Genomic DNA, 22,752 nt, shown 5'->3' on the forward strand with positions numbered 1-22,752 from the left:
AAAAACAGGCCTGACCGGTATAAAAACAGGCCTGACCGGTACATGTCTGGCGTTTAACACTAAGACCCCTAAAACGAGGAGCCGGGTTGCGTCAGAAAAAGCGATTCCGCATCACTTGAACCACGCCCCAGCAGTGCGTTCCGGTGGGGATAACGTCCAAATCGCTCAATAATCGCTTTGTGCTTCAACTCGAATTCGTAGTTATCTTCGAGGCCCGCAACAGAAAACAAAACAAGCGCTTGCTCATGCACCTTCAATGACTCGCTATGCATGTACGGCAAGAACAGGAACGGTAACTGCCTGACACTCAAGTGGTGATGATAGCCTTTCTCCACAGCGTGCTGAGCCAGTGTCAAAGCCATACCATCAAAAGCAAATGATCGCGGGTCATCACGGTACATATTGCGGGAAAACTGATCCAGAACAATGACTTCCGCCAGCGCGCCTTCAGGACAGCTGCGCCATGCGTCGCACTCTCCGGATGCAGCCTGTTGATGTAGTACTGCAAACCGGTCACGAATCATTCGATCGAGATGGACACTTTTGGTCCACCACTGTTGAGGCGCTAATTCTGTAAACCAGAAACGTAACACATCTCTATAGTCCATCATTCTTACCTCAACTATCACTCAACAAATTGTAATGATTGCATACTTTGCTCGCCCAAACGCAACCAGGTATCAGCCAGATCCAGCGTTGTATTGAACGACACCATAAGTAATCGTCCTTCCAGGGAAATACCATACATCAGATTATGAATTTTAGCGTCTTTTGCGGGTGTGATCATTTCCAGCACAATGTATTGACGACCATTTTGTTCGATGATTTCATCGCGTATCCAATCTGCCGAGGGATAAAGCTGGCGAAACAGTCTTGAAAATGCAATTTTTGCCTGCGGTATATTCTGCTCGGAAACTTGATTATCGGTGAAGCTTAAAGCAATACTCACACTGCCGGAAAAATCGGAATAGGCCTCCACTGGAGCCTCTATGCCCGGGTACTTTTCACTCAACATTGCTTTGGGCATAACCGATAGCAAAGAAGGTATGCGAATCGTCGCTTTACCATTCAATACAGGTGTCTCGACCCATTTTATCGTTTCGCTCTTCTGGATCGTCTCAACCTGTTCCTGTGCATACAGCCGTGTTCCCGGTGCACACAATAAAACAACGCACACCAACACACACATTCCAACGCACAACAGAACTGAAAATTTTCGCCGTTGAACCCATACACCGGCCATGAGGCACTCCTACCTCTTTTAAGAATCCGTGAATAGTAATGTTTTTACTGTCGATTGCACAGCGTTCTTTTATTTACTTTTGGCGGCGAATCGCCAAGACTGAACCAAGCACATAAACCCCAAATTACACGGCCAACACAATTCGGCGGTTGAAGCCCAGCCGGGCCATACCGACAAAATCACGCGCGATGAACCTAATCCTGATCTGCCTCACCGTAACCAGCATACTATTGCAAATCAATGCACAGATATTGTTTGCGCGGAAAACGCCAGACTATTCATTCAAATCCAAAACCATCAGTGAATTGGCAGAACGAAACGCACCTCAGGGGCCTGCTGTCAGAGTTTTCTTTTTTTTACCCCAGGCGTTATTGCTCTGGGGGCTGGCTTACTGTTTATACGTACAAAACCCACTGCTCGAAACCGTTTCCATACTGATTTCACTAACCGGCACAGGATATTTTGTCGCAACCTTTTTTCCATGTGACAAGGGCTCACCAATCTGGGGGACAATCAGCAACAGAATCCATAATCTGGGGGGGACTTTCGAGTATATTGGCGCAGTTGGCGGCTTTTTATGGTTCTCCTACCTTGAACTCGCGCCTTACTCCAGAGTACAGCATACGCTGTCAATGCTGCTGGGTATCATCATACTGCTCGCGTTTTTCGGTATGGCCACACAATCTCTGCGCCCCATACGAGGCATTATTCAGCGAATCGCAGAAGGCTGTATATTTATCTGGTTTTTAGCAATGAGTTTTTATTAATCCTGAAACCGATACACGGCAAAAATCGGAACCTGTGGCTGGATCAGAAATGGAACCCCCAATGACCGGCTTTCATGCGATACAACTTTATGGTTCCCGGTGGCGTCACATTCAGCCAGTATAGTCACGCACGCTGTTGAGCGACAACCGTTTCTTCCGCTTCCTCAACGGTTGGATAAAGCTGCAACTGTGAGCTCAAGTCAGCACGGATCTGATCATAAAATGAAAACAGGGGCTTGGCGAGAATATTAGGCTTGGTCAGATCCAGGTGATACACCGCCTTGGTACCCTGCATTTCCACCGTGTGACTGATTTGCTGAAACATCACCCCGTGCGCCCTTAGTTTTTTGTAGAGCATCGGCGGTAAGGCACAAAAAACATGTTCTTGCAGAAGTATATTGGCCAATCCAATCGCAGATAGATACAGCGCAATCGTGATCTGAGGAAAAAGTCGGGCGGAATCTACTTTGGGTTGGCCTGACCCGAGGTAGTCCTGAATCATTCGATCAATCCGGGTTGGAATGGCTAACCTTGAAATTTCACCATAAGCTCCCCGGGTTAAATCTTCAATTTTAAATGACGAAAGCCACTCATCGTTGACACCAAATTGCTCAATGGGAAGTTTGTTCTGATTACGCCCCGGCTCGGGAATAACCAGCCGAATACAGGCCACAAAACGATCCGATTGCCGATGCTTGAGGAGAATATGCTGGGAATAGCGATCAAATGCATCGATGTCCATGCCATGCTTGTGACTGGACTCCATCGCCAGCTCCTGGGCATAGACCTGGTGCCGAAGTTGGTAGGCTTCACGCTTCAACGCCAGTGAGTCCGCGTATACCACACTGAAACAATCTTGAAACCCTTCCAGCACGGGAGACCCGTTTAACACGCCCGAGAGCGGGATTGACTCGTTCATGATCACTGATTCCTCAATAGTCCCGGTTTCACAGGATCACCATGAAACCGGGTAAAAAGCTTTAACGACCAGTTAAGCGTAAAAGTGATCAGTGTATCCATTGAACCACTCAGCGATAAACGGTGGCTGAGAAACGATGAGCTGCAAAGCACGCATTCAGAATGAGATTCAGCCCGCAAATTTGCATTCAGTAACACATTCTTAACTCACCGTGCTGCAACTCAATAACCGTCCTGCAACGAAGTCTTGCCACTGAATACGCGGTAATTATAAATGTTGTAGGCAATCACCATCGGCAAAAACAAGACAATGCCAAACAAAGAGAACGTTAAGGACGCGTCGGGTGCCACAGCCTCCCAAAAGGTTAAGCGTTCTGGCCCAATATACGGGAACAGGCCCGCTCCCAAGCCGATAAATGCACAAACAAACAACAACATCGCCCACCCCAGAGGCACCAGGTCCTGACTCAAGTTGCGGGACGGCATGCGAATCGCCCGCCACAACCGATAGGACACGAACAGTGTCAGGATCGGTACCGGCAATAACCACGGACCTACGGCAGGAGACAGCCATCGGGCCGCAATGGCGTCAAAATCAAACAGCACCCAGAAACATACCCCGGCCAAACCGATCAGCGTCAAGAACAACGCCCGTTGGGCCAGCCAACGCATTTTTTGCTGCGCAGTATTATCGCACTTCCTGATTAACCAGCACGCCCCCAAGAGCCCGTACCCGGACACCAGAGCCAATCCAGTCAGAACGGAGAAGGGTGATAACCAATAGTCTCCAGTGCTCTGTTCCGGAAGGTAAATATGCTCCACTACCGCCCCGACAATTATGCCCTGACATAACGCCGCGAGACTCGAGCCAATAGTGAAGCTCAAATCCCACCATTTACGGCTGGTTGTTGCCTTGAAATAAAACTCGAAAGCAACACCACGAAAGATCAAAGCAATCAACATTAAAATAACAGGTAAATACAAGGTCGATAACCAGGCAGCATACACCCGGGGGAAAGCAACAAAGAGTACAACACCACCGAATACCAGCCATGTTTGATTGCTGTCCCACAAGTGGGACAGACTTTTCAGTGCAAGCGCCTTTTCTTCCCCTTTACTGAGCCACGGGGAGACAATACCAACACCGAGGGAGAATCCATCCAGCAACACATAAAACAAAATACCCACTGCCATCAAAAGCAGATAAACCAGTGCCAGATCCATCGTTACACCTCCTGTTGCGCGGGATTGAGCATTGCCGGTAAGGCTTCAGCATCCGATTGGGAACCAGGCTCACGTCCAGCTGAACCCGGCCCTTTCATTACCAACTTTCGCATAAACATCAAATACACCACAAACAGCAGGGAATAAACGGTCACGAAAAGCGAGAACGTCAATAGCACTTGAGAGGCAGGTAGGGGTGATACCACATCAACAGTGCGCACCAGCCCCTGCACCAGCCAGGGCTGACGACCGACTTCAACCACATACCACCCCGCCAGCGTCGCGATCACACCTGCGGGGATCATGAGCAATGCAAAGCGATGCAAGACCACAGAGTCATACAACGTACCCCGATAGCGGTGCCAGGCTCCCAACATGCCCAACAGTAACATCAAACCACCCAGAGCGAGCATTATACGAAAACTGAAAAAGACCACCGGTACAGGTGGACGCTGATCGGCAGGGACCTGGTCCAGGCCTGCAATTTCGCCATCAATTTTGTGGGTCAAAATGAGACTGGCAGCGTACGGAATCTCGATTTCGTAATGGTTGGTCTCCTGGGTCATATCAGGCAAGGCAAAAACCCTGAATCCTGCACCCTGTTCGGTTTCCCAGATCGCTTCCATTGCCGCCAGCTTAACCGGCTGGTGTTTCGCTACGTTCAGGCCATGTAAGTCACCCACAACAACCTGCAACGGTGCCAGAATCACCAGTACCCACATCGCGACAGAAAACCCCGCCCGGGCAAATTCAATATGACGCCGACGCAACAAATAGTATGCATTTACCCCCGCCACCAAAAGTGAAGCCGAGATAAAGCTGGCTAACACCATATGGGTGTAACGATACGGAAATGAGGGATTGAAAATAACCGCAAACCAGTCAGTCGGTCGAAACTGGCCATCAACAATTTCATATCCCGCCGGCGTGTGCATCCAGGAGTTGGCAGCAAGAATCCAGAACGCTGAAATCATGGTGCCAATACATACGATACAGGTCGCCATAAAATGTACTTTGGGGCTGACCCGCTTCCAGCCAAAGAGCATAATCCCGAGAAAACCGGCTTCCAGAAAAAACGCAGTTAGCACCTCATAGGATAACAACGGGCTTAACACGGGCCCAACAATTTCGGAAAAGCGGCTGAAGTTGGTACCAAATTCGTAAGAAAGTACAACCCCCGATACCACGCCCATACCGAACGTTAGTGCAAAAGGCTTTTGCCAGAAGCGAATTTGCTCCATATAGACTGACTTTCCGGTTTTCAACCACCGGGCTTCCATGTAGACCAGATAGGCAGACAACCCAATTGTGATGGTGGGAAAGATAATATGGTAACTAATGGTAAACGCGAACTGAATACGTGAAAGCAAAGCCACATCAAACATAAGGCGCGTCCTCTAAAGCGTCCGGCTCGGCGCGGTGCTTCCCCGGAGGCTGCCAACCGGCAGCAGAATAACCTGTTAACCTGGGCAAATTTACGATGGTCAGCGCCAGGAACAACACAAACACCAAAGCTACAACATCCAACATCCACGTCGCCATTATCGTCTCCTATCCGGTAATTTTTGCTACGGCCACAACATTGAGCGATGAAAAGGCCGCGCTCACAGCAGTAGAGCAATTCGCAGGCCAACCACAAATATCATGATAAGTTATTGATTTAGAGCAATCCGGCATAAATCCTGAAACTAAATAGACAACTTAGTTGACAAAAATCAATCAAATACTGTAAACATTGTTGGCAGCTGCTAACTTCATTGGCAGACCAATTGGAAACCAACAGATACCTATGACAAACCAGCTCCTGTTCATCTTTTCCATGTGGCTGACCATCCTTTTATCTGTCAGCGTCGCATCGTGGCTCTGGTATAAAGGTCATCGCGAGAAAGGCCTCTCCATACTGGCATGTTATACATTGTTGATGGCCGTTTGGTGTCTGGGACATTTACTGGGTTTTAATGGCAATGCGTCCCTCGCGGCATTGATACTGCTATTGAACCCATTGATGCCCACCACCTTTCTTCACTTCATTTTGCAGTGGCTGGCCCCGTTGTTTACAGAAAGTCAGGATCACCAAAAACATATTTCACGCTGGATGCGATGGCTCTATGGCAGCGCGATTATACTGGTGACCTTGACCTGGTTAAGTGGTGGCGGGCATTTCCAGGCCTGGCTGGACTTCCCATTATTTTTCCATCTGGACTTTCCCGGCTGGGTTAACCTGATTTATGCAATTGCGGTTGGCGCAGCGGCCCACGTTGTCTTGTTCATCGCATTTATGATCAGTACCGGCAATCTGCGACGTTCGATTATTGCCATGTTTATCACCGGGATCTGGGGCTTTATTCTTTCCGTCAGTTTTATTTTTCCGTCGATGAACATGCAACTGTTTCCCTACGCCATGCTCGCCCTGCCCAGCTATCCAATTCTGGTTGTTTATAGTGTGGTTCGTTATCGCTTGATCGAAGTAAACGCCTGGGTTAGCAAAGGTGTACTCTGGGCCGCTATCCTGACCATCAGCATGTTAGCCATGAGTGTATTACTGGCACTGCTGGCCCCGCTCGGCCTGGCCGACCTCGCTGGCGTGCCCAGTGCTCAGCTGATTTTGTACTCAGGTATATTACTGTTCATCGCAGGGGTATTGTACGGCCCGGCAAAGGAGTTTGCAGATCGCCTGATCTACCCTGACGGCATGCTCGACAACAATACGCTGGATGCCTGGGTTAACGCATTTAGCCGTGCCAACAGTTGGGGTGAGCTGGAGCACACCGCATACACTCTCTGGCAACAACAAACACGCACTCCCTGCCATATCCTGATTGATACGGATTCGCTCCAGAACGCACCAAGTTCACAAAATCATTTTAACTGCCAGAAACAGAATGGCACCTGGCTGTGTCGCTGCACCTCTTGGGAGGAAACCAGCCCGGGCATTCAGCGTATGGCGGAAACGTTCGCGCAATTACTTGCCAGCGCCTGTCAAAGCCTCGATCGGGCCCTGTTATTAGCCGAAGCAGAACGAAAACGATTACAGCAAAAACACCTGATCGAACTGGGTGGTCTGACAGCAGCCATTGCACATGAGTTACGCAACCCTCTCAACATTATCGCAATGGCCGCGACTCAGACCGAACAACAAACCCGGCAGCATATTCAGACCCAGATCCAAAGGGCTGAACTACTGATAAAAGATGTTCTGTCTTACTCGGGGTCGCTGGAGTTGAACCTCCAACGAACTGATTTAAGTGCGTTATTCAAGAGCGTCTGCCTGCAATGTGAAAAACTGTTCAACAAAAAAATTAATCTGGAAGCAAGTGATGGACTGTGGATCACCGTCGATGCCCACCGCATTCAGCAGGTATTGGTCAATTTACTCGACAATGCTGCAGCCTTTACGTCAGATTCAGGTTGCGTGAAGGCCGTACTGCAAAAACACCCAGACTCCATTCGCATTGGCATACACAACAATGGCCCAAGGATTCCGGACAATATGCTGCCTCAGCTTTTTCACCCCTTTGTCAGCAAGCGTGCAGGCGGAAGTGGCTTGGGTCTGGCGATTGTGCGCAGGATCGTCAATGAACATCAAGGCAAGGTCTGGCACAGTGGCACGGAGCCGGACTGGCCCGTCACATTTTTTGTAGAACTGCCGCTCAAACCCACTCTACACCGGGAAACTCGATGAACAGAAACACTCAAATGCAAGGGCACATATTGCTGGTTGATGATGAGCAAGCGTTTTGCGAACTCTGCAGCCTTTGGCTCACTCAAAAAGGGTATTCCGTCAATACCTGCGGCAATATGCAGGCTGCACTGGCCTTGTTCGAACAAGAGCGCTTTGACCTGGTTGTTCATGATCTTGCCTTACCCCCGACCTTCAGACCTGAAGATACTGTTGCCGAGTTGATTCGTTATGGCGATACTCCAGTGGTTGTCCTGACCGGGCACAACGAGAAGTCGCTCGCACTCGACGCGATTCGCAACGGGGCCTGGGACTTCCTGACGAAACCGATTGATCCGGATTTTCTCAATGTTGTGGTGGCCCGAGCCATCGAACGCCAACGCCTTGCCAATGAAGTCCGAGTTCTCAATGCCCGGGTCGAACAGGAAAATTACACTGACACACTGGGCCTGGTGGGGAATAGCAAAGCCACCCAATCTCTGCGCGAGTTGATCAGACGCATTGCGCCAACCGATGTCTCCGTTCTAATTCAAGGACCCAGTGGTACCGGTAAAGAGCTGATCGCCAGTGCTTTGCACCGCTTAAGTCTGCGCAAGGAAAAACCGTTTATCTCGGTGCACTGTGGTGCCATTCCAGGGGATTTGCTGGAAAGCGAACTATTCGGCTACAAAAAAGGGGCTTTCACCGGCGCCGACCGTGATCGCAAGGGACTCTTGAAAATGGCGGACGGTGGCACCTTGTTTCTGGACGAAATCGGGGAGATGCCACTCGCCATGCAGGTCAAGCTGCTTCGAGTTTTACAGGAAGGGAGCTACTATCCGGTCGGCAGTCGACAAATGGAACATATTGATATTCGGGTTATCAGTGCGACAAACCGGGACATTCCCACCGCAATTGAAGAGGGTATCTTTCGCGATGACCTCTACTATCGAATCAAAGGACTTACGGTTGCGACCCAGCCCTTGCAACAGCGCCCTGAGGACATCCCTATTCTGGTTCGGGCCTTCCTGGAACGTTATGGGACACAGCATGATCAACAGATTCAGCTGGATCCCGCTGCAGCACACTGGTTCTCACAACAGATCTGGCCCGGAAATGTAAGGGAACTGAGAAATGTGATTGAAAGCGCCGCAGCGGTTTGCCAAAACAATGTACTCAGTATTGCCGACCTGATGTTGGTAACCGGATCCTCCACCGTTCCCGCAGATAAAGACACACCACCCCGCCAAATTGACCTGAACCACACATTGGATACACAAGTAAAAGAGCTGGAAATAGCCTTGATTAAAATGGCGCTGGAAGCACAAGGCGGCAACAAAACCCGGGCTGCGGAGCAGTTGGGCCTCACAAGGCAAGGATTACAGAACAAAATATTGCGTTACAATCTGCAATAATCAAACAAATAAACACACATTATGAAAATATTGAACACCTACAGCAACACAAACAAAACAGATACAACACAAGTTAACAATGTCTGTGCCAAAACTTACTTTTTGTATCAGTCTTGCACATTTATTCCTTACTTTTAACATTGTTTTACAAAAACCCGCTATACAGTAATCATTATTCTGGAGATAATATTTTCATCGAGAGAGATAACAGAAAGCAGTCGTTATCTGGAGTCCTCGATAGAAATTCAAAGCCGGTGCATGCACCGGCTTTTTTCGTTTCAGCGCTTACCAATCCGACGTAATGCCTGAGGGGTGAAATGCTGCTCCGGGAACGGTTCAGCAAGCGTCATAACCGGAGTAACCGAAACCGGAATACCTACCGCGTTATACCGCCGTTTACTCAATTCATGAAATACCTCTACCGTGGGAAAATGCAACGGTTCCTGTTCCTCAAAAGAATCCAGAAACCCGATACTGATCCGGTCCAGCTCACCATTATGAAGATACTGATCAGCCCAAACGATACTCCAGCTGTCCTCATCAAGATAAAAGTCTCGCTGCTTGTAAATATGGCGCTGACCCGCTTTCAACTTCGCTCTGACATGCCAGACACGATGCAACTCAAACCGGGTCCACTCAGGATTGATGTGGTTTGGAATTAAAAGGTTATCCAGATCCGGGTTGGCGGAGCTCAGGCGACTATTATGGTAGGGAATGAACATTTCCCGTCGCCCCAGCAATGACCATTCGAAGCGCTCGGGCGAACCACTGAACATATCAGTATCATCAGCAGTACGGATGCCACCAGACAAGGGGATAGTGGAGTCATGATCGATATTGGGTAACCGCCGGACTCTTCGATCGGATGAATTATAGCCCCAGGTCAGCCGAGGTTTTTCGCCGGGAACCGTGCTATCCACTAACAACAGCGCGCCACCCGCAAGCCGCGCCGGCGCAAGAATCTGTGACAAATAGGAAAGCAGGCGATCATCATCCGCGTTAACATCATAATGATACAAGACCTCCTGTTTGAAGTGGATCAGTGAGTATGTACCATCATCTTGAACCAAGGCTTCCAATCCTTCCCGAATCGAGGACTTACCCCGAAAACGGGTTAAGTGATTCCAGATGACCTGAATACCGGTTTCAGGCTCGGGAAAAGGAACCCCTAATCGCCCACCAACTAAACCAACACCATCTTTTGCGATTCGGGCCTTGCCCTTTTGTGCAGCCGTATTATCCAGATACCATTCTGGCAGGCGAGCATCTCGCACGGATGGGTAAACCGGTATGAAAAAACTGCGAGGATAGGTTTCGATGAGTGCAATTTGTCCGGCACACAAATACTGCTCGTATTTCTTCCAGTTATACTGGCCTATGCGAAAGAGTGTCTTGTGCTCGGCCGGATTCCACGAGCCCATCAGGTCCGGACTCCAGGCTGGGATTGCCCCTGAGTCATTTGCCGACTGGATTGCCCCGACCGGTGTGAGTTTCTGTTTGGCATCCGCCGTTGGGATTAGGGCAGGAAACCAAAAAATCGATGACAATAGCGCCAGGAGTATTCCAATCCTCAGGGCGCGCTTTCTTTTACCTCTAACGTTGTCGAGGTTTGTGTGAGTGTGCAACAGCGATTCCGTCCTGTCATTTTTGCTTGGTATACCGCTTCATCGGCCTGAGCAATCAGATCGCGCACCAAGGTATCCCGGTCGGGTCTAATGGCTGCAACACCAATGCTTACGGTAATCGTTATGATTTCATCCTCGAAGAGTATAGAATGCTTTTCAATGGTTTCCCGGATGCGTTCCGCAAAAGTCACCGCGCCTTTCAAATTGGTATTCGGCAAAAGAATTGCAAATTCCTCTCCACCGTAACGCGCAACCATATCCGTTGCTCGATAAATGGACCCTTTCAAGACATTGCCCAGCTCTGAAAGCACCGCATCACCAGCGAGATGACCCAATGTATCGTTAATTTGTTTGAAATGGTCTGCATCCAGAAATAACAGGGCCACAGTTGTAGCTTGTCGCCTCGCTCGCTCGATCTCTTTACTAACCGCCTGATCAAAGTACTGACGATTATAAACCCCGGTCAGAGCATCCGTTGTACTGAGTGCATACAGTTTGTCTTCACGGGTTTTCAGCTGGGAACGCATTTGTTCCATCGCCACGGCCAATTCGTTCAATTCATCCTGGGTATTCAAATCTACCGATGTTTCATACCGGCCCTGGGCAACCTCACTGGCAAACAGGCGCAGACTCTTCAGAGCAGAATTTACACTCCGGTAAAATGCCAGAAACATGAGCATGAATACGCACAACAAAAGCGTTAAACCCGCGATCACCCCACCAAAATAGATAAGTTGGCTTTCCAACACCTGCTGCAGGTGAGCTAACACCCGCTCAAATAAATGCCGCTGCAATTCATAAACCGCGTCTATGTTATTTTTCTGAAACACTTCAAATTCGGTTGATTTTTGGGTCAGCGTCATCGCCTGCATAAGATCCGTATCCAGTGCATTCTTGACCAATAACAACGGCTCGATAAAATGCTCGACGACTAATAAGTCAGAAAACTCGGGGTATGTCACCGAGAGGTTTGCCAAGACCGACCGAAGCGCTGAAATCGTCTGCTCAAGATCTCGATATTGCTGATCCAGTAATTCCACACCACTGGCATCAACATACCCGACCCGTAAATAAAACGCGCCGGAGATGCGCACCTCTGCAATCCGCTTTGTGATGGCCTGGAGCTCCTCATTGGCAAGGTTCACGATACCGAAAATATCCTGCCGCTGTCCGCTGAGCAAACCACTTTGCACCAAAACAGAAGATTGTAATTCATACAGTGCTTCCAGCGACCGATGGGCATTTTCAAACGCCAGTTTCATCGGAATCGCCTCCATCCCCGGTGAAACGGTATCCTCTCCCGTTTCCTGTTTTAGCGATGCCAATAAAGTGCTTTGAAAGGGGGTTAAATTAAAATGATCGGAAAAAGCATTCAAACGCGTATTGATGATATTCCGCTGGGCCTTAACTTTGGATAAATAACCGCTATCCAGCAAGAGGAATTCAAGCAACTTCAAATCCCGGAGATTCTCCATTTCCTGAGCCATATTACTCATTTCAACCATTTGCAACGCCGCATTCTGTTGTTGCTGAATGGCTTCAATTCGTTGCCATAGCTCGATCAGCAGTGAGGCACTGGTGAAAAACATGGGCAGGGCAAAACAGGCGGTAACCAACAAAAACTTGTTGGCGAAGCGCAAGCGCTTCATCAGCCCGAGGAAAGGATTTTTAAGCAGCATCATCGGAAGTCCGCAGAGAACTGAGGCATATTCAGTTAGCTTAGCAGAATCACGAGATGCTGTACCACGACCTGCTCTGAAAGTGGAAGGGATCACAAGTTCGGGCTGCCCCTGCAACATGAAACAGGGCAGCCGTCTTCAAACCGGCAATTCGAACAGGATCGAGTAGGCGTTTTACTGCTGCTTCAAGGTAACAAGTTGCTTGTCTTTGTTTTCCCAGAGCTCATCCAGCCAAACTTTCACTTTATCTCGATGAGATGCGTCCTCTGAGAAATCACCTTCGAACAGCTGTTCCGGAATTTTCACCGTATTCACCCGAACCACGATTTTCCTGACCCGACCGCACATGAAATCGGAGAAGGTTGGAATACCGCCCGGGTAATCTATCGTCACATCAACCAAGGTATCAATACAGTGCCCCATTGCATCAATTACAAATGCGGTCCCGCCTGGCCGGGGTTTCAGCAAATGCTGGTAGGGTGAGCCCTGTCGCTCATGTTTCGCCGGTGTGAAACGCGTCCCTTCAACAAAGTTCATTACACTCACAGGTGTATGCTGGAACTTTTCACAGGCTTTGCGCGTAGTTTCCAAGTCCTTGCCCCGCATTTCAGGATGCTTGGCGAGATACTCTTTGGAGTAGCGCTTCATGAATGGAAAATCCAGCCCCCACCAAGCCAACCCCATAATGGGTACCCAGATCAACTCTTGCTTAAGGAAAAACTTCAACATCGGGATACGACGGTTAAAAATATTCTGTAAAACAAAGATATCGACCCAGCTCTGATGGTTACTGGTGACCAGATACCATCCATTTTTGCTCAGGCCTTCGAGCCCTTGCACATCCCAGTCCGCTTTTTGCGTTAATCGAATCCAGAAGTTATTAAACCCGATCCAGCTTTCCGCGATCAGGATCGCCATTTTAGTAAAAAACACCTGGGAAGGTTTGTAAGGAATAATCAGTTTCAGTAGAACAGGAAAAAATAATACAACAAAGTGCGTCAGTGTACTTGCCGCGAGCAGCAACCATGCGATAAAGCCGATCACCGGGGGAGGTAAGAAACTCAACATAACAACTTTTTAACCAGGGTTACGGTACGATTCATAAATTCGTATGTTAATGACAATATCGTAATTCTATATTACGATCCGGGGTTCCAACTCTACCACACAATCTTGATGAGTACAGCATTTCAGAGTACAGCTGTTAGCTCAAATAGATTCAGGACAACATTTCATGATATTACCACCGGAATTTATTGACACCATCGATCCGGAAACACGGGACAGCTTTCTTGAGCACCTTATACTCTCAGCAACGGGCCTTGAACAGTATGACGGAGACTTGAGCGCAGACCGGGAAAAATTGCTGAAAGCGCTGCGTCGGGGGGATTATTTCGTTGAACATGCAGATGGTGATGAGGAACAGACATTCGGTCTCATATCTCGAGACAGGGCCATGGAGCTCGGCTTTGAACTCAACCCCGATTGACCGGGTACACCCCGCTTTGCGCGACGCAACGTAAGGATCTGTTGACGATTTAAATTTTAAAACGGCCAATCAGGCCCTTTAACTCGACCGCAACGGATTCCAGGCGCAGGCTGGTTTCCAGAATTTGCTCCGCATGGGCAACCGCACCTTGAGACTCATCATGAACTTGCTCTGCATTCTGGTTAAGTTCACTGGTGACACTCACCTGCTCATCCATCGCCACCGCTATCTGCTGATTCAGGTCGGCCATGATTGAGACCGAATCATCAATTTGACGCAACACCCCACTGGCCTCGAGCAACTGTGACTCACATTTCTGGGTGCTCTCTCTTCCCCTGGCCATGGCATGCACTGCTGCTTTTACTTCACTTTGCAACGCTTCGATCATATGGTTGATTTCTTCAGTCGATGTCTGAGTTTTACTCGCCAGCGTCCGGACCTCATCGGCGACAACCGCGAAACCTCGCCCCTGCTCCCCTGCCCGTGCCGCTTCAATTGCTGCATTCAAAGCCAGCAGATTGGTTTGTTCAGCAATACCGCGAATTACCCCCACCATACCTTCAATGTCATCACTTTTCTTTTCTAACTGCCCAATGGAACTGGCTGCAGACTGCACATCCTCTGCCAATTTACGCACACCGTCAGTGCCCTGTGCCATCTTCGCATCCCCCTGTTCGGCGCGGGTTCTTGCCAATTCCGCCTGCTCACTGGCACGGGTTGTGTTGTGACTGACTTCGGAAAAAGAAGAGCTGAGTTCAGATATTGCGGAAGCCATCTGTTCCGTCCGCAACGTCTGCCGGTTTACACCATTCTGACTGTCTTTTGCTACAGCTGCGAGCTGTTCCGATGCATGAGCTAAACGCCCCGCAACCCCGACTATATCCTGAACCAATTGCTGCAGATTAACCATGATACCGTTAAAGCTTTGTGCCACCTGGCCAATTTCATCACCACTGGATTCATCAAGACGCTGGGTCAAGTCCCCCTTGCCCTGCGCAATATCATCCAACGCTAACATCAGCCCATGCAGCTTGGAACCTACCGTATTCCGGTAGATAAACCAGACAATGGCGATAACGATAACTAATACAAGCGCAAGCACCAGTGTGATGGTGTGACTCAGCTGGCTGCCGTTGGCCAATGCTTTCGCAATAGGTACATCAACCTCAAGAATGCCGCGCACATCCCCCAGTCGCCAGTCGTTTTTCGGCGTATCCGGATGTGCATTATGACAATTCACACACACCTCATTAACCATGGTATCCGCTATCGCGACCCGAACGGTTGCGACACCATCCAACACTTGCTGATCCTGTACCACCTGTTCCGGGGATTTGGAGATCTCGGCCCACGCCTGCTTTTGAAAATCATCAAGCACACGTTGTGAACGATTGGGGAACGGGAAGGCGGAATACAGCCGAACGGACATCCCGTCCTGCGCCAGCAATTCACTTAAATCATGAATCATGGTCGCAGGCAGCGGAATTTTATCGGGGTCGTTCCGGTGCTCGAATGATGCAGACAGGCCGCCTTTGGCCAGCACTTTTTTAACCACATTGGCGGTGTAGTAACTACGCAATATTTTAAATTGCTTTACGGTTTGTTCCGCCGCGGCAATGGCGTTTTGTTTGGCATTCTGTTCGATTTGTCCGGGAACCCAGAATGCCAGGAATAGCAGACTCAACAGAAAAGCCGCAGCAACGGGAATGATTAATTTCCAGAACAATGAAGCCTTCACGTCAAGCCCTCCACAGCACCAGGCGGATAAAACCAAACGCACAGGATCCCTCTTGCACTTTTAGCTATAGCTTCAATCTATAGTTTGTACTTACAGCTTAGTTCAGTGACACAAGTCTCACCATTCTGGAAGGCGCGAAGGAACGGCCTTATAACAAATTAAACCATTCACTTCACAGTTTATTTCAACCTGCTATTTACAATGCGGAACCAGTCTCCTGATTCCGCTGAAGTTAATTTACTCCACCCAGTAATTAATAACCTGAAAGGTTTGTCCCGAAGTTGAGTCTGTCAACTGATAAGCAAACAGACCATAACTGTAGGCCCGATCCAGCGAAAAGGTCTCTGGCGGCATATCTCCCACCGTGCCGGCGAATACCACATCGCTGCCCACAGAAAAACCCAGGCTGGCTGTGGTACTGCTCCCGACACTGAAGCCGACCATGCTCTTGCCCAGATCAGTTTTCACTTCGCGCTCATAGGAGACCGAAACCGAGGTGGTCAGCCCCGCAGTCAATGACTCGGATATCTCGACCGATGTACTGCCATTACTCGCCCCCACATCGACCGGACCAATTGAGGAACCCAAAAAGCCCACAATACTTTGCATATCGGAACGGCTTGGATAGGTGGACACGTCACCGATGGTATGGCCAAAAACATTACTGCCAACCTGAACCCCTTCTCCGGAAACCGCGCTGTTGAAAAACTGGCGCTCGATCTGGATGGTGCGCGGCGCTCTGGGCAGTGATATCACCAGATCCGTACCTACCAGTTGGGGATATACAGGGTGAGACAAGATTTTATAGGTATATTGGTCATAGGGAATGACGGTGGCCACAACAGTGTCTTCCATTGCTCCAGTGGTGTAGGTGATCGTCTTACTGGTCTGATAACCCAGACTTGCTTCAACCCCCAGGCTCACGCCCACCGAACGGGAAACCTCGACCCCCACATCACCGATGATAGGCAAACTGACATCTCCGCTTACCGAAGAATGTTGCCGGGCAGTCACTTCATGGGAAACTGAACTACTCGCCCCCACAGTCGATCCCTTACCCCATGAGGTTTGGCACACATCGGTCACCTGGACGCCATCCCCCCAACAAGGTGGCGCGGCCAACGCCGCCAACACCAGCGGCTCGGTGAACACAATTTCATGGGTACCTTCCGAGTATTTCAGCAGGGTACTGTCATTATCAACATTCACCGCAGCAAGTTGTGGAGGTCCGAATTCATCTTCAGAGAGGTGCTGGCCATCCAGTTCTTCATAATACTTCTGGCCCCATTCACCGGAGGCCGGATCAAATCCCCACACGGTTACGGCATAGCCGTTTTCCCAAAAAGTTACCGCACCATTGGAAACCTGTCTGAGGGGTACCGTGGCGGGCATATAGACAATAATATCGTCGTAGCCATCTGCGGTCACATCACCGGCGGTCAACACTGTGTTCTCCCGCGTAGTCCGGACCCGTTGATTGTTGCCCGGGCCTTTGAATACATTACTAGTGGGGATCTGGATCGTTTCACCATCCATTTCCATCGGCGTCAGGCTACTGGTGTTGAACAGATCATCAAACACTACACCATTAACATGAAACTCCTGATAGCCATCACCATCAATATCCAGCACATCAGCCCAGACATAGCTTGTCCAGCCGTTGTTGCCACTGGACTCACAGTTATTCAAGCGGTTCGAATACTGGCTACTGGCAACCGTAGCATTCCCGTTCACCATATCATCCAGAACCAGTTGCAGGGTCGTCACCGGTTCACAGGTGGTTGGAAAATGGTCAGCCAGTGCGGCAATGACAATTTCATCAAGATTGTCACCATCAACATCACCGACCGCCAGTGTCCCGGTCACACCATCAATCGTGGCCGTGTCGATAAAGGCACTAATACGATCATTATGCTTAAGCTCAAAACCGGCATTCAAATCATCATAAATCCAATAGCGGCTCTGACCACCGCCAGGTGAACCATTTTGCCCGCCACCGACGGTTTCGGACGTCACCACTGCCAGCTCAAGCCCCGCATCCCGGTCCAGCTGCCCGGCGGCCATTTCAATACTTAAATCACTACTGCTCTGGCTGGCACTAAACTCGACACTGTTACTCGACAGCGCAAATCCGGCACTCTTGGAGCCGCTCAATACATTGAGGTTTACCCGCCCTGAGCTGTCATCAATGATGGCCACAATCACGTTATCAGTGCCATCGCCATCCAGGTCGCCGGTAATCACTTGCAGATAATCCGGAGTCCCTGCGATTAAGACACTCGGGGCCGAGTAAGTAAAATTTTCCGACTCATCATCCATCACCGTAAGTGTCACCGCCCCGGTGCCTGCATTCCACCAAAGGAACACCATTTCTTCGAAACCATCCCCATCAATATCACCCGGAGCGACGGCATTATAGGCAGATTGTTTCCAGCTCTCGTCCAACGACGCCCCTGGCATATGGGCTGTTGAAGCGTCCTGCCCAGCCCCGGCTGGCAAGTACTTCAACAAACTCAGGGAATCGGATTCATTCAAACGGGGTAATCCCGCCAGAAACAACTCTGCTTTGCGCTCCAGCGTGCGACTGGCGCCCAGGGGAGCATAATCTGATGGCAAATCGTTTCCGGATTGGTCTACACGGGGAGTGGGTGTGGTATCAATACTGAGTTTCGAGAGCGTCGAGGCAACACTGGTTTCACCTGCATCGGAATAGAAACCGGAGACTGTCGAACAGGCTGAAGTAGCGCTGTTGGTGTCACTGCCAACCGCGCCCAGCAGTGAAAACAGGGTATCGGAATCGATATTGGTTTTCGCCTCACTGGACAGGATGACATAGTGTCCGGCGACTGCAGCGCGATTATCGGCAATAACTTTGTCATCATTTTGCGCACCGCCCAGAATATCCAGCGTGATGTTCTGCAAGGTTCGCGCACCACTGGACAGCTCGTTGGTGTAAAACTCCAACCCGAGAGGATCAGCATCCCGCCCGAATACCTGCTGAAACAGATTATTCACCAGTTCGGTATTAGACAAACTGCCAAAGCGCGATTCAAACTCGGCAGAATTACCAAAGTCTTCGATGATGCTGCCCAGGCTTCCACCTTCATCCGTCAATACCTGAGACCAATAAGCAAATCCGGCATAATCCGGGGCTCGGCCATAATAGCCAATATAGGCATTAATGACCTGTTGCTCCGCTGCACTGAAAGACCGCTCAGTGCATTGCGCCACCGCGTTCTGGGCTCCCCAGACACAGCCGAGCAAAACCGCCAGGCATGTCCAGTTTCCGGCCCTGAACCCCGCCTTCCCTATCCTTGATCGATCACCTCTTGCTGTAAAAGATAACATATCACGCACGCTCCTGAATCCTTGGCGGCAGCATCGGTGCGATGGTGCCTGTTTGAAAAGCCTAGCATGTTCCAAAGCGCTCAGGCAAAACAAACCGGCCCCGCTCTCAAACCTGGTAGCGCTGGCTCAATCCAGCCAGTTCTGTCGCCAGATCATGCACCCCCCGACTCCGTTGACCCGCTTCTTCAGCTCGCTGATGCAACCCTGACGTCAGTTCCGTAAGTGACTCCACATCCTCGCTGGCTGTATAGGCGGATTGTTCCTGCTGCTGAACGGCAACTGCGACTTGCGCATTTAAATCATTGATATGGGTAATACCGGCGGTAATCGAGTGCAGGGTTTCCCGGGTTTTACCGGCCCGTTCCGCACTACGGCGTGCCATCACGACATTATCATCCATAGCACTCCGTGCACTTTTTGCTTCCGTTTGCAGCTGTGTCACGATATCCGCAATTTCCGTCGCAGACAGTTGTGCTTTATTGGACAGTTCCCGAACTTCTTGCGCCACGACGGCGAATCCTCGTCCGTGATCACCCGCCCGGGCAGCTTCGATGGCGGCGTTAAGTGCAAGTAAATTGGTGTTCTCGCCAATGGTCTGGATGGCTTCCACTGCGACATTAATGGCATCCGCATGACGATCAAAATTACTGACAAATCCTGCCACATGCTCGACCTGTTCGGCCAGCACTTCGATTTCCGTCAGAGTCGCACTCAAATCCTGCTCACTGATAGTGGCCTCTTCACTCACTTGTCGTGCGGCCACCGCCGTATCCTCGGCACGCCGGGAGATTTCCCGAATAGCCAGCGCAATATCCAGCACCGACTGACGCAAGGTATTACTGCTATTGCTACCGAGTCGCGCCGCCTGATTCACCGCCGAAGCATTATGTTGCAAGTCACTGGCATCCGAATGTAAACTGGAAGTGGCTTGTAGCAATTCGCTAAGCGAGTGTTGAAACGCATCCAGCAAGCGATTGAACATTTGGGCGGTCATACCTGCTTCTGTGCCGATTTCAACCGGTGTCCGCAATTTAAGATTGCCAGTCTCAACAATGTTTTCCATCGTTTTCAGGGTGTCCAGCCAAACCGTTCTTGCACCATGCTCCGCGACATTCAACCCCGCCTCTTCATCTTCCTGCGTCACGCGTAAAATTCCAAGTGCGCTCAAACCACCAAACAACAAGAAGCCCGAGAGCAAGGACCAAATCGCTACCGCCAGAACACCCGTTACCTGAGTCATAAATTGATTGATATGGCTGCTATCCGGTAAATTGGCAATAGGGGCAACCAAAGCCAACGCAATCGTTCCCCAGGCACCGGCAAATGCGTGTGCCGCGACAGCCCCCACCGGATCATCGATTTTGAGTCTCAGCAACAAGCTTTCGCCCATGTAAACCACGATACCACTGCTCAAACCGATCAGCACCGCACCTCCGGTATCCACTACCGCACAACCCGCAGTAATCCCGGCCAGACCACCAACAATGCCGTTTAAAACCTTTTCCGGTTCAACCTGGCCTCGCACCAGTGCACTGACCAGCATACAGCTCACCGCACCGGCTGCGGCGGACATGACCGTATTAATCACAATCTGGACAATCGCTTCAGATGCTTCCAGCGTTGAACCGGCATTGAAGCCCAGCCAGCCAAACCAAAGAATAAAGACCCCAATTGAAGCCAATAACAATGAATGACCTGGCAGCTTCTGTGCCTCACCCTGTTTATTGAACCGCCCCAACCTGGGCCCCAGACAAATCGCACCGGCCAGTGCCAGCCATCCCCCCACACCATGAACCACAGTTGAACCTGCAAAATCAACAAACCCCTTTTGCGCCAGCCAGCCGTCGGAAGACCAAATCCAGTGCCCCACCACCGGGTAGGTAAAACCCGCCACCAGGACACAAACGAGCAAATAGCTGTTAAACCGCATACGCTCTGCAACAGCGCCGGAAATTATGGTCACAGCCGTACCGGCAAATACCAACTGAAAGATAAAAACGGCAAGTTCTAAAGGTTCGGTAAGATCATCCATCATGAAATGGCTGGTTCCAAACCATCCCAACCAGGAATCACCAAACATCAAACCATAACCCACAAAACCGAACACCAGGCTGGAAATGGCCAGATCGCAGATATTCTTGAGTGCGACGTTGATCGTATTCTTGGCGCGCGTCAGCCCAGTCTCCAACAAAGTGAAGCCTGCCTGCATAAAAAGCACCAACCCTGTGCACAATATAATCCATACCAAGGTCAATACAGATTGACCTTCTCCACCCTCTCCCCAAGATAGTGCAGGCTGTAAACACAAAATCAGTACAAAAAAGCGCAAAAACATCTCGCCAATCTCCAAAGGAATGTGAACTGTGACACAGCAACAACCATTCCATAACTATGCGAATTTAAATTAGTTAACGATCATAAATACCACTTAAGTGGTAGCATGCTTTTGATAATTACGCATTATTTTATGACATGTATGATCATTTTTTATTGCAGAGAGATGAAGATCATCCAGAACGTTTACAGAGAAAAAAGCTCCATACAGGTGCACCACAATCAAGGCGCACCACAAATGGTCAAAAATAAATCAAAAATCGTTCAAGAGGAGAGTTTGATCAACAGGGCTGTTGATCAAAGAGAGACATTCGCAGACGTAATTAACTGCTTAAAAGTCTTACACCACACAACAAGTGAATGAGACGGGCCTGCATTTACCCCATTGGTCAGAACATAGACCTGACTGCCCGTGAAACTTTTCAACCGACCCAGCTCAATCGCACGATCAGGATCAAATTGATTCTTGTCCGTAATATTCTGCTCATTCACCACATAAACATGAAAATCAGGACCCGGCCCCACTTCGAAATCGGCATTCAGAAAATACTCCAGGGCGTCCCCCTGCTGATACACCGTAAGACCGCCTTTTCCCCAATGCACATCATCATCCGGATCCGGATGGATAAACGCTCCCTCAGCAACCATTACCTTACCCGGCAAAAGCGTAACCGTTTCGTTCACCTCGGCTGGAGGAAACCAAAAGGGATAATAAAATAAAACCGTTACCGCACCGACCGCTAATCCGGTAAGCAAGCCCACTACAAATACCAGGGCCAATCGAATCATATTAATCTCCTTATTTGCATATTCCCGCCACTCATTTGGACTTATCTTCGACAGCAAGATACCGCTGCTCTGATACTGTAGTTCTGATACTACAGTTCAAATTGCGGGTCGGCTTCTGGCGAGTCTGCCCCCTGAGTCATTTTGGGTAGTGTGTCATACATTTCAAACCAGTTCGCTTTGTCACTGACATAAAAATGTTTTTCCGCACGGGTTTCCAGCTCACCATCCAGGAGTCCGGCGCGAATTCGAACAACACCAGGTACTTTGACAGTTTGACTGTAAATGGGAGAACCACAGTTTTTGCAGAAATAGCGCTTTTTACCAGGAGAAGACTCAAAGAAAGCCAGCTGTTCGTTACCGCTTTGAATTTTAAAGGCAGTTTCTTCGACCGGAATATTCGTAACCAGCGCCGTCCCCTGAGCCTTGCGACACTGCACACAGTGACAAATTTGAATGGGTGCTAACTGCCCTTCAACTGTGAATTTAACTCCACCGCATAAACAACTTCCTGTAGGCATGCCTACC

Annotated in this window: 18 protein-coding genes; 4 read left to right on the forward strand and 14 right to left on the reverse strand. The window is 49.7% G+C overall.

What is annotated here, in order from left to right; all coding sequences use genetic code 11:
- Window positions 1–68: 68 nt before the first annotated feature.
- Together OLMES_RS24605 and OLMES_RS24610 are read right to left on the reverse strand one after the other, a co-directional pair.
- Window positions 69–611 (reverse strand): DUF924 family protein, encoded by a 543-nt coding sequence (locus OLMES_RS24605; protein ID WP_087463686.1) that lies wholly within the window; start codon window positions 609–611, stop codon window positions 69–71.
- 14 nt (window positions 612–625) lie between these two features.
- A complete protein-coding gene (locus OLMES_RS24610) occupies window positions 626–1,243 on the reverse strand; it encodes a hypothetical protein (RefSeq protein ID WP_087463687.1) in 618 nt (205 codons plus the stop codon).
- A 188-nt stretch (window positions 1,244–1,431) separates the two neighbouring features.
- On the opposite strand from OLMES_RS24610, the gene OLMES_RS24615 reads away from it, so the two are divergent.
- Window positions 1,432–2,010 (forward strand): DUF998 domain-containing protein, encoded by a 579-nt coding sequence (locus OLMES_RS24615; RefSeq protein WP_087463688.1) that lies wholly within the window; start codon window positions 1,432–1,434, stop codon window positions 2,008–2,010.
- A gap of 124 nt (window positions 2,011–2,134) precedes the next feature.
- Here OLMES_RS24615 and OLMES_RS24620 read toward each other — a convergent pair whose 3' ends face one another.
- From OLMES_RS24620 to OLMES_RS28140, 4 genes are all read right to left on the reverse strand, one after another.
- Window positions 2,135–2,929: a PEP-CTERM/exosortase system-associated acyltransferase gene (locus OLMES_RS24620; RefSeq protein WP_087463689.1), complete on the reverse strand. Its 795-nt coding sequence runs from the start codon at window positions 2,927–2,929 to the stop codon at window positions 2,135–2,137.
- A 221-nt stretch (window positions 2,930–3,150) separates the two neighbouring features.
- Window positions 3,151–4,152: a cytochrome d ubiquinol oxidase subunit II gene (locus OLMES_RS24625; RefSeq protein ID WP_087463690.1), complete on the reverse strand. Its 1,002-nt coding sequence runs from the start codon at window positions 4,150–4,152 to the stop codon at window positions 3,151–3,153.
- A 2-nt stretch (window positions 4,153–4,154) separates the two neighbouring features.
- Entirely contained in the window at window positions 4,155–5,537 is a 1,383-nt protein-coding gene (locus OLMES_RS24630) for a cytochrome ubiquinol oxidase subunit I (protein ID WP_087463691.1), read from the reverse strand.
- Entirely contained in the window at window positions 5,530–5,694 is a 165-nt protein-coding gene (locus tag OLMES_RS28140; protein WP_157678563.1) for a hypothetical protein, read from the reverse strand. The genes OLMES_RS24630 and OLMES_RS28140 overlap by 8 nt, the downstream gene beginning before the upstream one ends.
- Before the next feature lie 247 nt (window positions 5,695–5,941).
- On the opposite strand from OLMES_RS28140, the gene OLMES_RS24635 reads away from it, so the two are divergent.
- Both OLMES_RS24635 and OLMES_RS24640 read left to right on the forward strand, forming a co-directional pair.
- Window positions 5,942–7,834 carry a sensor histidine kinase gene (locus OLMES_RS24635; protein WP_198343117.1) on the forward strand — a complete coding sequence of 631 codons (1,893 nt, stop codon included), beginning with the start codon at window positions 5,942–5,944 and terminating at the stop codon, window positions 7,832–7,834.
- Window positions 7,831–9,225, forward strand: a complete 1,395-nt coding sequence (locus OLMES_RS24640) for a sigma-54-dependent transcriptional regulator (RefSeq protein ID WP_232465201.1) — start codon at window positions 7,831–7,833, stop codon at window positions 9,223–9,225. The genes OLMES_RS24635 and OLMES_RS24640 overlap by 4 nt, the downstream gene beginning before the upstream one ends.
- 278 nt (window positions 9,226–9,503) lie before the next feature.
- Here OLMES_RS24640 and OLMES_RS24645 read toward each other — a convergent pair whose 3' ends face one another.
- The 3 genes from OLMES_RS24645 to OLMES_RS24655 all read right to left on the reverse strand — a co-directional run bounded on the left by OLMES_RS24645 (window position 9,504) and on the right by OLMES_RS24655 (window position 13,597).
- The gene (locus OLMES_RS24645; protein WP_087463692.1) at window positions 9,504–10,772 is read right to left on the reverse strand and encodes a DUF1329 domain-containing protein; all 1,269 of its coding nucleotides are present in this window, start codon (window positions 10,770–10,772) and stop codon (window positions 9,504–9,506) included.
- A gap of 23 nt (window positions 10,773–10,795) precedes the next feature.
- Window positions 10,796–12,532, reverse strand: a complete 1,737-nt coding sequence (locus OLMES_RS24650; RefSeq protein ID WP_198343118.1) for a GGDEF domain-containing protein — start codon at window positions 12,530–12,532, stop codon at window positions 10,796–10,798.
- Between the two features lie 171 nt (window positions 12,533–12,703).
- The gene (locus OLMES_RS24655) at window positions 12,704–13,597 is read right to left on the reverse strand and encodes an acyltransferase (protein ID WP_087463694.1); all 894 of its coding nucleotides are present in this window, start codon (window positions 13,595–13,597) and stop codon (window positions 12,704–12,706) included.
- A 166-nt stretch (window positions 13,598–13,763) separates the two neighbouring features.
- Here OLMES_RS24655 and OLMES_RS24660 point away from each other — a divergent pair, with 166 nt between their 5' ends.
- On the forward strand, window positions 13,764–14,018 hold the full coding sequence (locus OLMES_RS24660) for a hypothetical protein (protein ID WP_087463695.1): 255 nt from the start codon (window positions 13,764–13,766) through the stop codon (window positions 14,016–14,018).
- A gap of 49 nt (window positions 14,019–14,067) precedes the next feature.
- On the opposite strand, the gene OLMES_RS24665 is transcribed toward OLMES_RS24660, so the two are convergent.
- The 5 genes from OLMES_RS24665 to OLMES_RS24685 form a co-directional block, all read right to left on the reverse strand.
- A complete protein-coding gene (locus tag OLMES_RS24665; RefSeq protein ID WP_198343119.1) occupies window positions 14,068–15,756 on the reverse strand; it encodes a methyl-accepting chemotaxis protein in 1,689 nt (562 codons plus the stop codon).
- A 237-nt stretch (window positions 15,757–15,993) separates the two neighbouring features.
- On the reverse strand, window positions 15,994–19,104 hold the full coding sequence (locus OLMES_RS24670; RefSeq protein ID WP_087463697.1) for a DUF4214 domain-containing protein: 3,111 nt from the start codon (window positions 19,102–19,104) through the stop codon (window positions 15,994–15,996).
- A 106-nt stretch (window positions 19,105–19,210) separates the two neighbouring features.
- Window positions 19,211–21,439, reverse strand: coding sequence for an ammonium transporter (gene amt / locus OLMES_RS24675; protein WP_087463698.1), 2,229 nt, complete (start codon window positions 21,437–21,439; stop codon window positions 19,211–19,213).
- A 296-nt stretch (window positions 21,440–21,735) separates the two neighbouring features.
- Entirely contained in the window at window positions 21,736–22,227 is a 492-nt protein-coding gene (locus OLMES_RS24680; RefSeq protein WP_087463699.1) for a DM13 domain-containing protein, read from the reverse strand.
- Between the two features lie 89 nt (window positions 22,228–22,316).
- Window positions 22,317–22,745, reverse strand: a complete 429-nt coding sequence (locus OLMES_RS24685) for a GFA family protein (protein WP_087463700.1) — start codon at window positions 22,743–22,745, stop codon at window positions 22,317–22,319.
- Window positions 22,746–22,752: the final 7 nt, after the last annotated feature.

Origin of the sequence: Oleiphilus messinensis (assembly GCF_002162375.1) — a bacterium.
Lineage (GTDB): Bacteria > Pseudomonadota > Gammaproteobacteria > Pseudomonadales > Oleiphilaceae > Oleiphilus > Oleiphilus messinensis.

Coding starts and splice junctions, on each gene's coding strand:
- OLMES_RS24680 (WP_087463699.1), bottom strand. CDS start 22,227: ATGATTCGATTGGCCCTGGTATTTGTAGTGGGCTTGCTTACCGGATTA.
- OLMES_RS24650 (WP_198343118.1), bottom strand. CDS start 12,532: ATGATGCTGCTTAAAAATCCTTTCCTCGGGCTGATGAAGCGCTTGCGC.
- OLMES_RS28140 (WP_157678563.1), bottom strand. CDS start 5,694: ATGGCGACGTGGATGTTGGATGTTGTAGCTTTGGTGTTTGTGTTGTTC.
- OLMES_RS24605 (WP_087463686.1), bottom strand. CDS start 611: ATGATGGACTATAGAGATGTGTTACGTTTCTGGTTTACAGAATTAGCG.
- OLMES_RS24630 (WP_087463691.1), bottom strand. CDS start 5,537: ATGTTTGATGTGGCTTTGCTTTCACGTATTCAGTTCGCGTTTACCATT.
- OLMES_RS24620 (WP_087463689.1), bottom strand. CDS start 2,929: ATGAACGAGTCAATCCCGCTCTCGGGCGTGTTAAACGGGTCTCCCGTG.
- OLMES_RS24660 (WP_087463695.1), top strand. CDS start 13,764: ATGATATTACCACCGGAATTTATTGACACCATCGATCCGGAAACACGG.
- OLMES_RS24670 (WP_087463697.1), bottom strand. CDS start 19,104: ATGTTATCTTTTACAGCAAGAGGTGATCGATCAAGGATAGGGAAGGCG.
- OLMES_RS24615 (WP_087463688.1), top strand. CDS start 1,432: ATGAACCTAATCCTGATCTGCCTCACCGTAACCAGCATACTATTGCAA.
- amt (WP_087463698.1), bottom strand. CDS start 21,439: ATGTTTTTGCGCTTTTTTGTACTGATTTTGTGTTTACAGCCTGCACTA.
- OLMES_RS24655 (WP_087463694.1), bottom strand. CDS start 13,597: ATGTTGAGTTTCTTACCTCCCCCGGTGATCGGCTTTATCGCATGGTTG.
- OLMES_RS24610 (WP_087463687.1), bottom strand. CDS start 1,243: ATGGCCGGTGTATGGGTTCAACGGCGAAAATTTTCAGTTCTGTTGTGC.
- OLMES_RS24640 (WP_232465201.1), top strand. CDS start 7,831: ATGAACAGAAACACTCAAATGCAAGGGCACATATTGCTGGTTGATGAT.
- OLMES_RS24625 (WP_087463690.1), bottom strand. CDS start 4,152: ATGGATCTGGCACTGGTTTATCTGCTTTTGATGGCAGTGGGTATTTTG.
- OLMES_RS24685 (WP_087463700.1), bottom strand. CDS start 22,745: ATGCCTACAGGAAGTTGTTTATGCGGTGGAGTTAAATTCACAGTTGAA.
- OLMES_RS24635 (WP_198343117.1), top strand. CDS start 5,942: ATGACAAACCAGCTCCTGTTCATCTTTTCCATGTGGCTGACCATCCTT.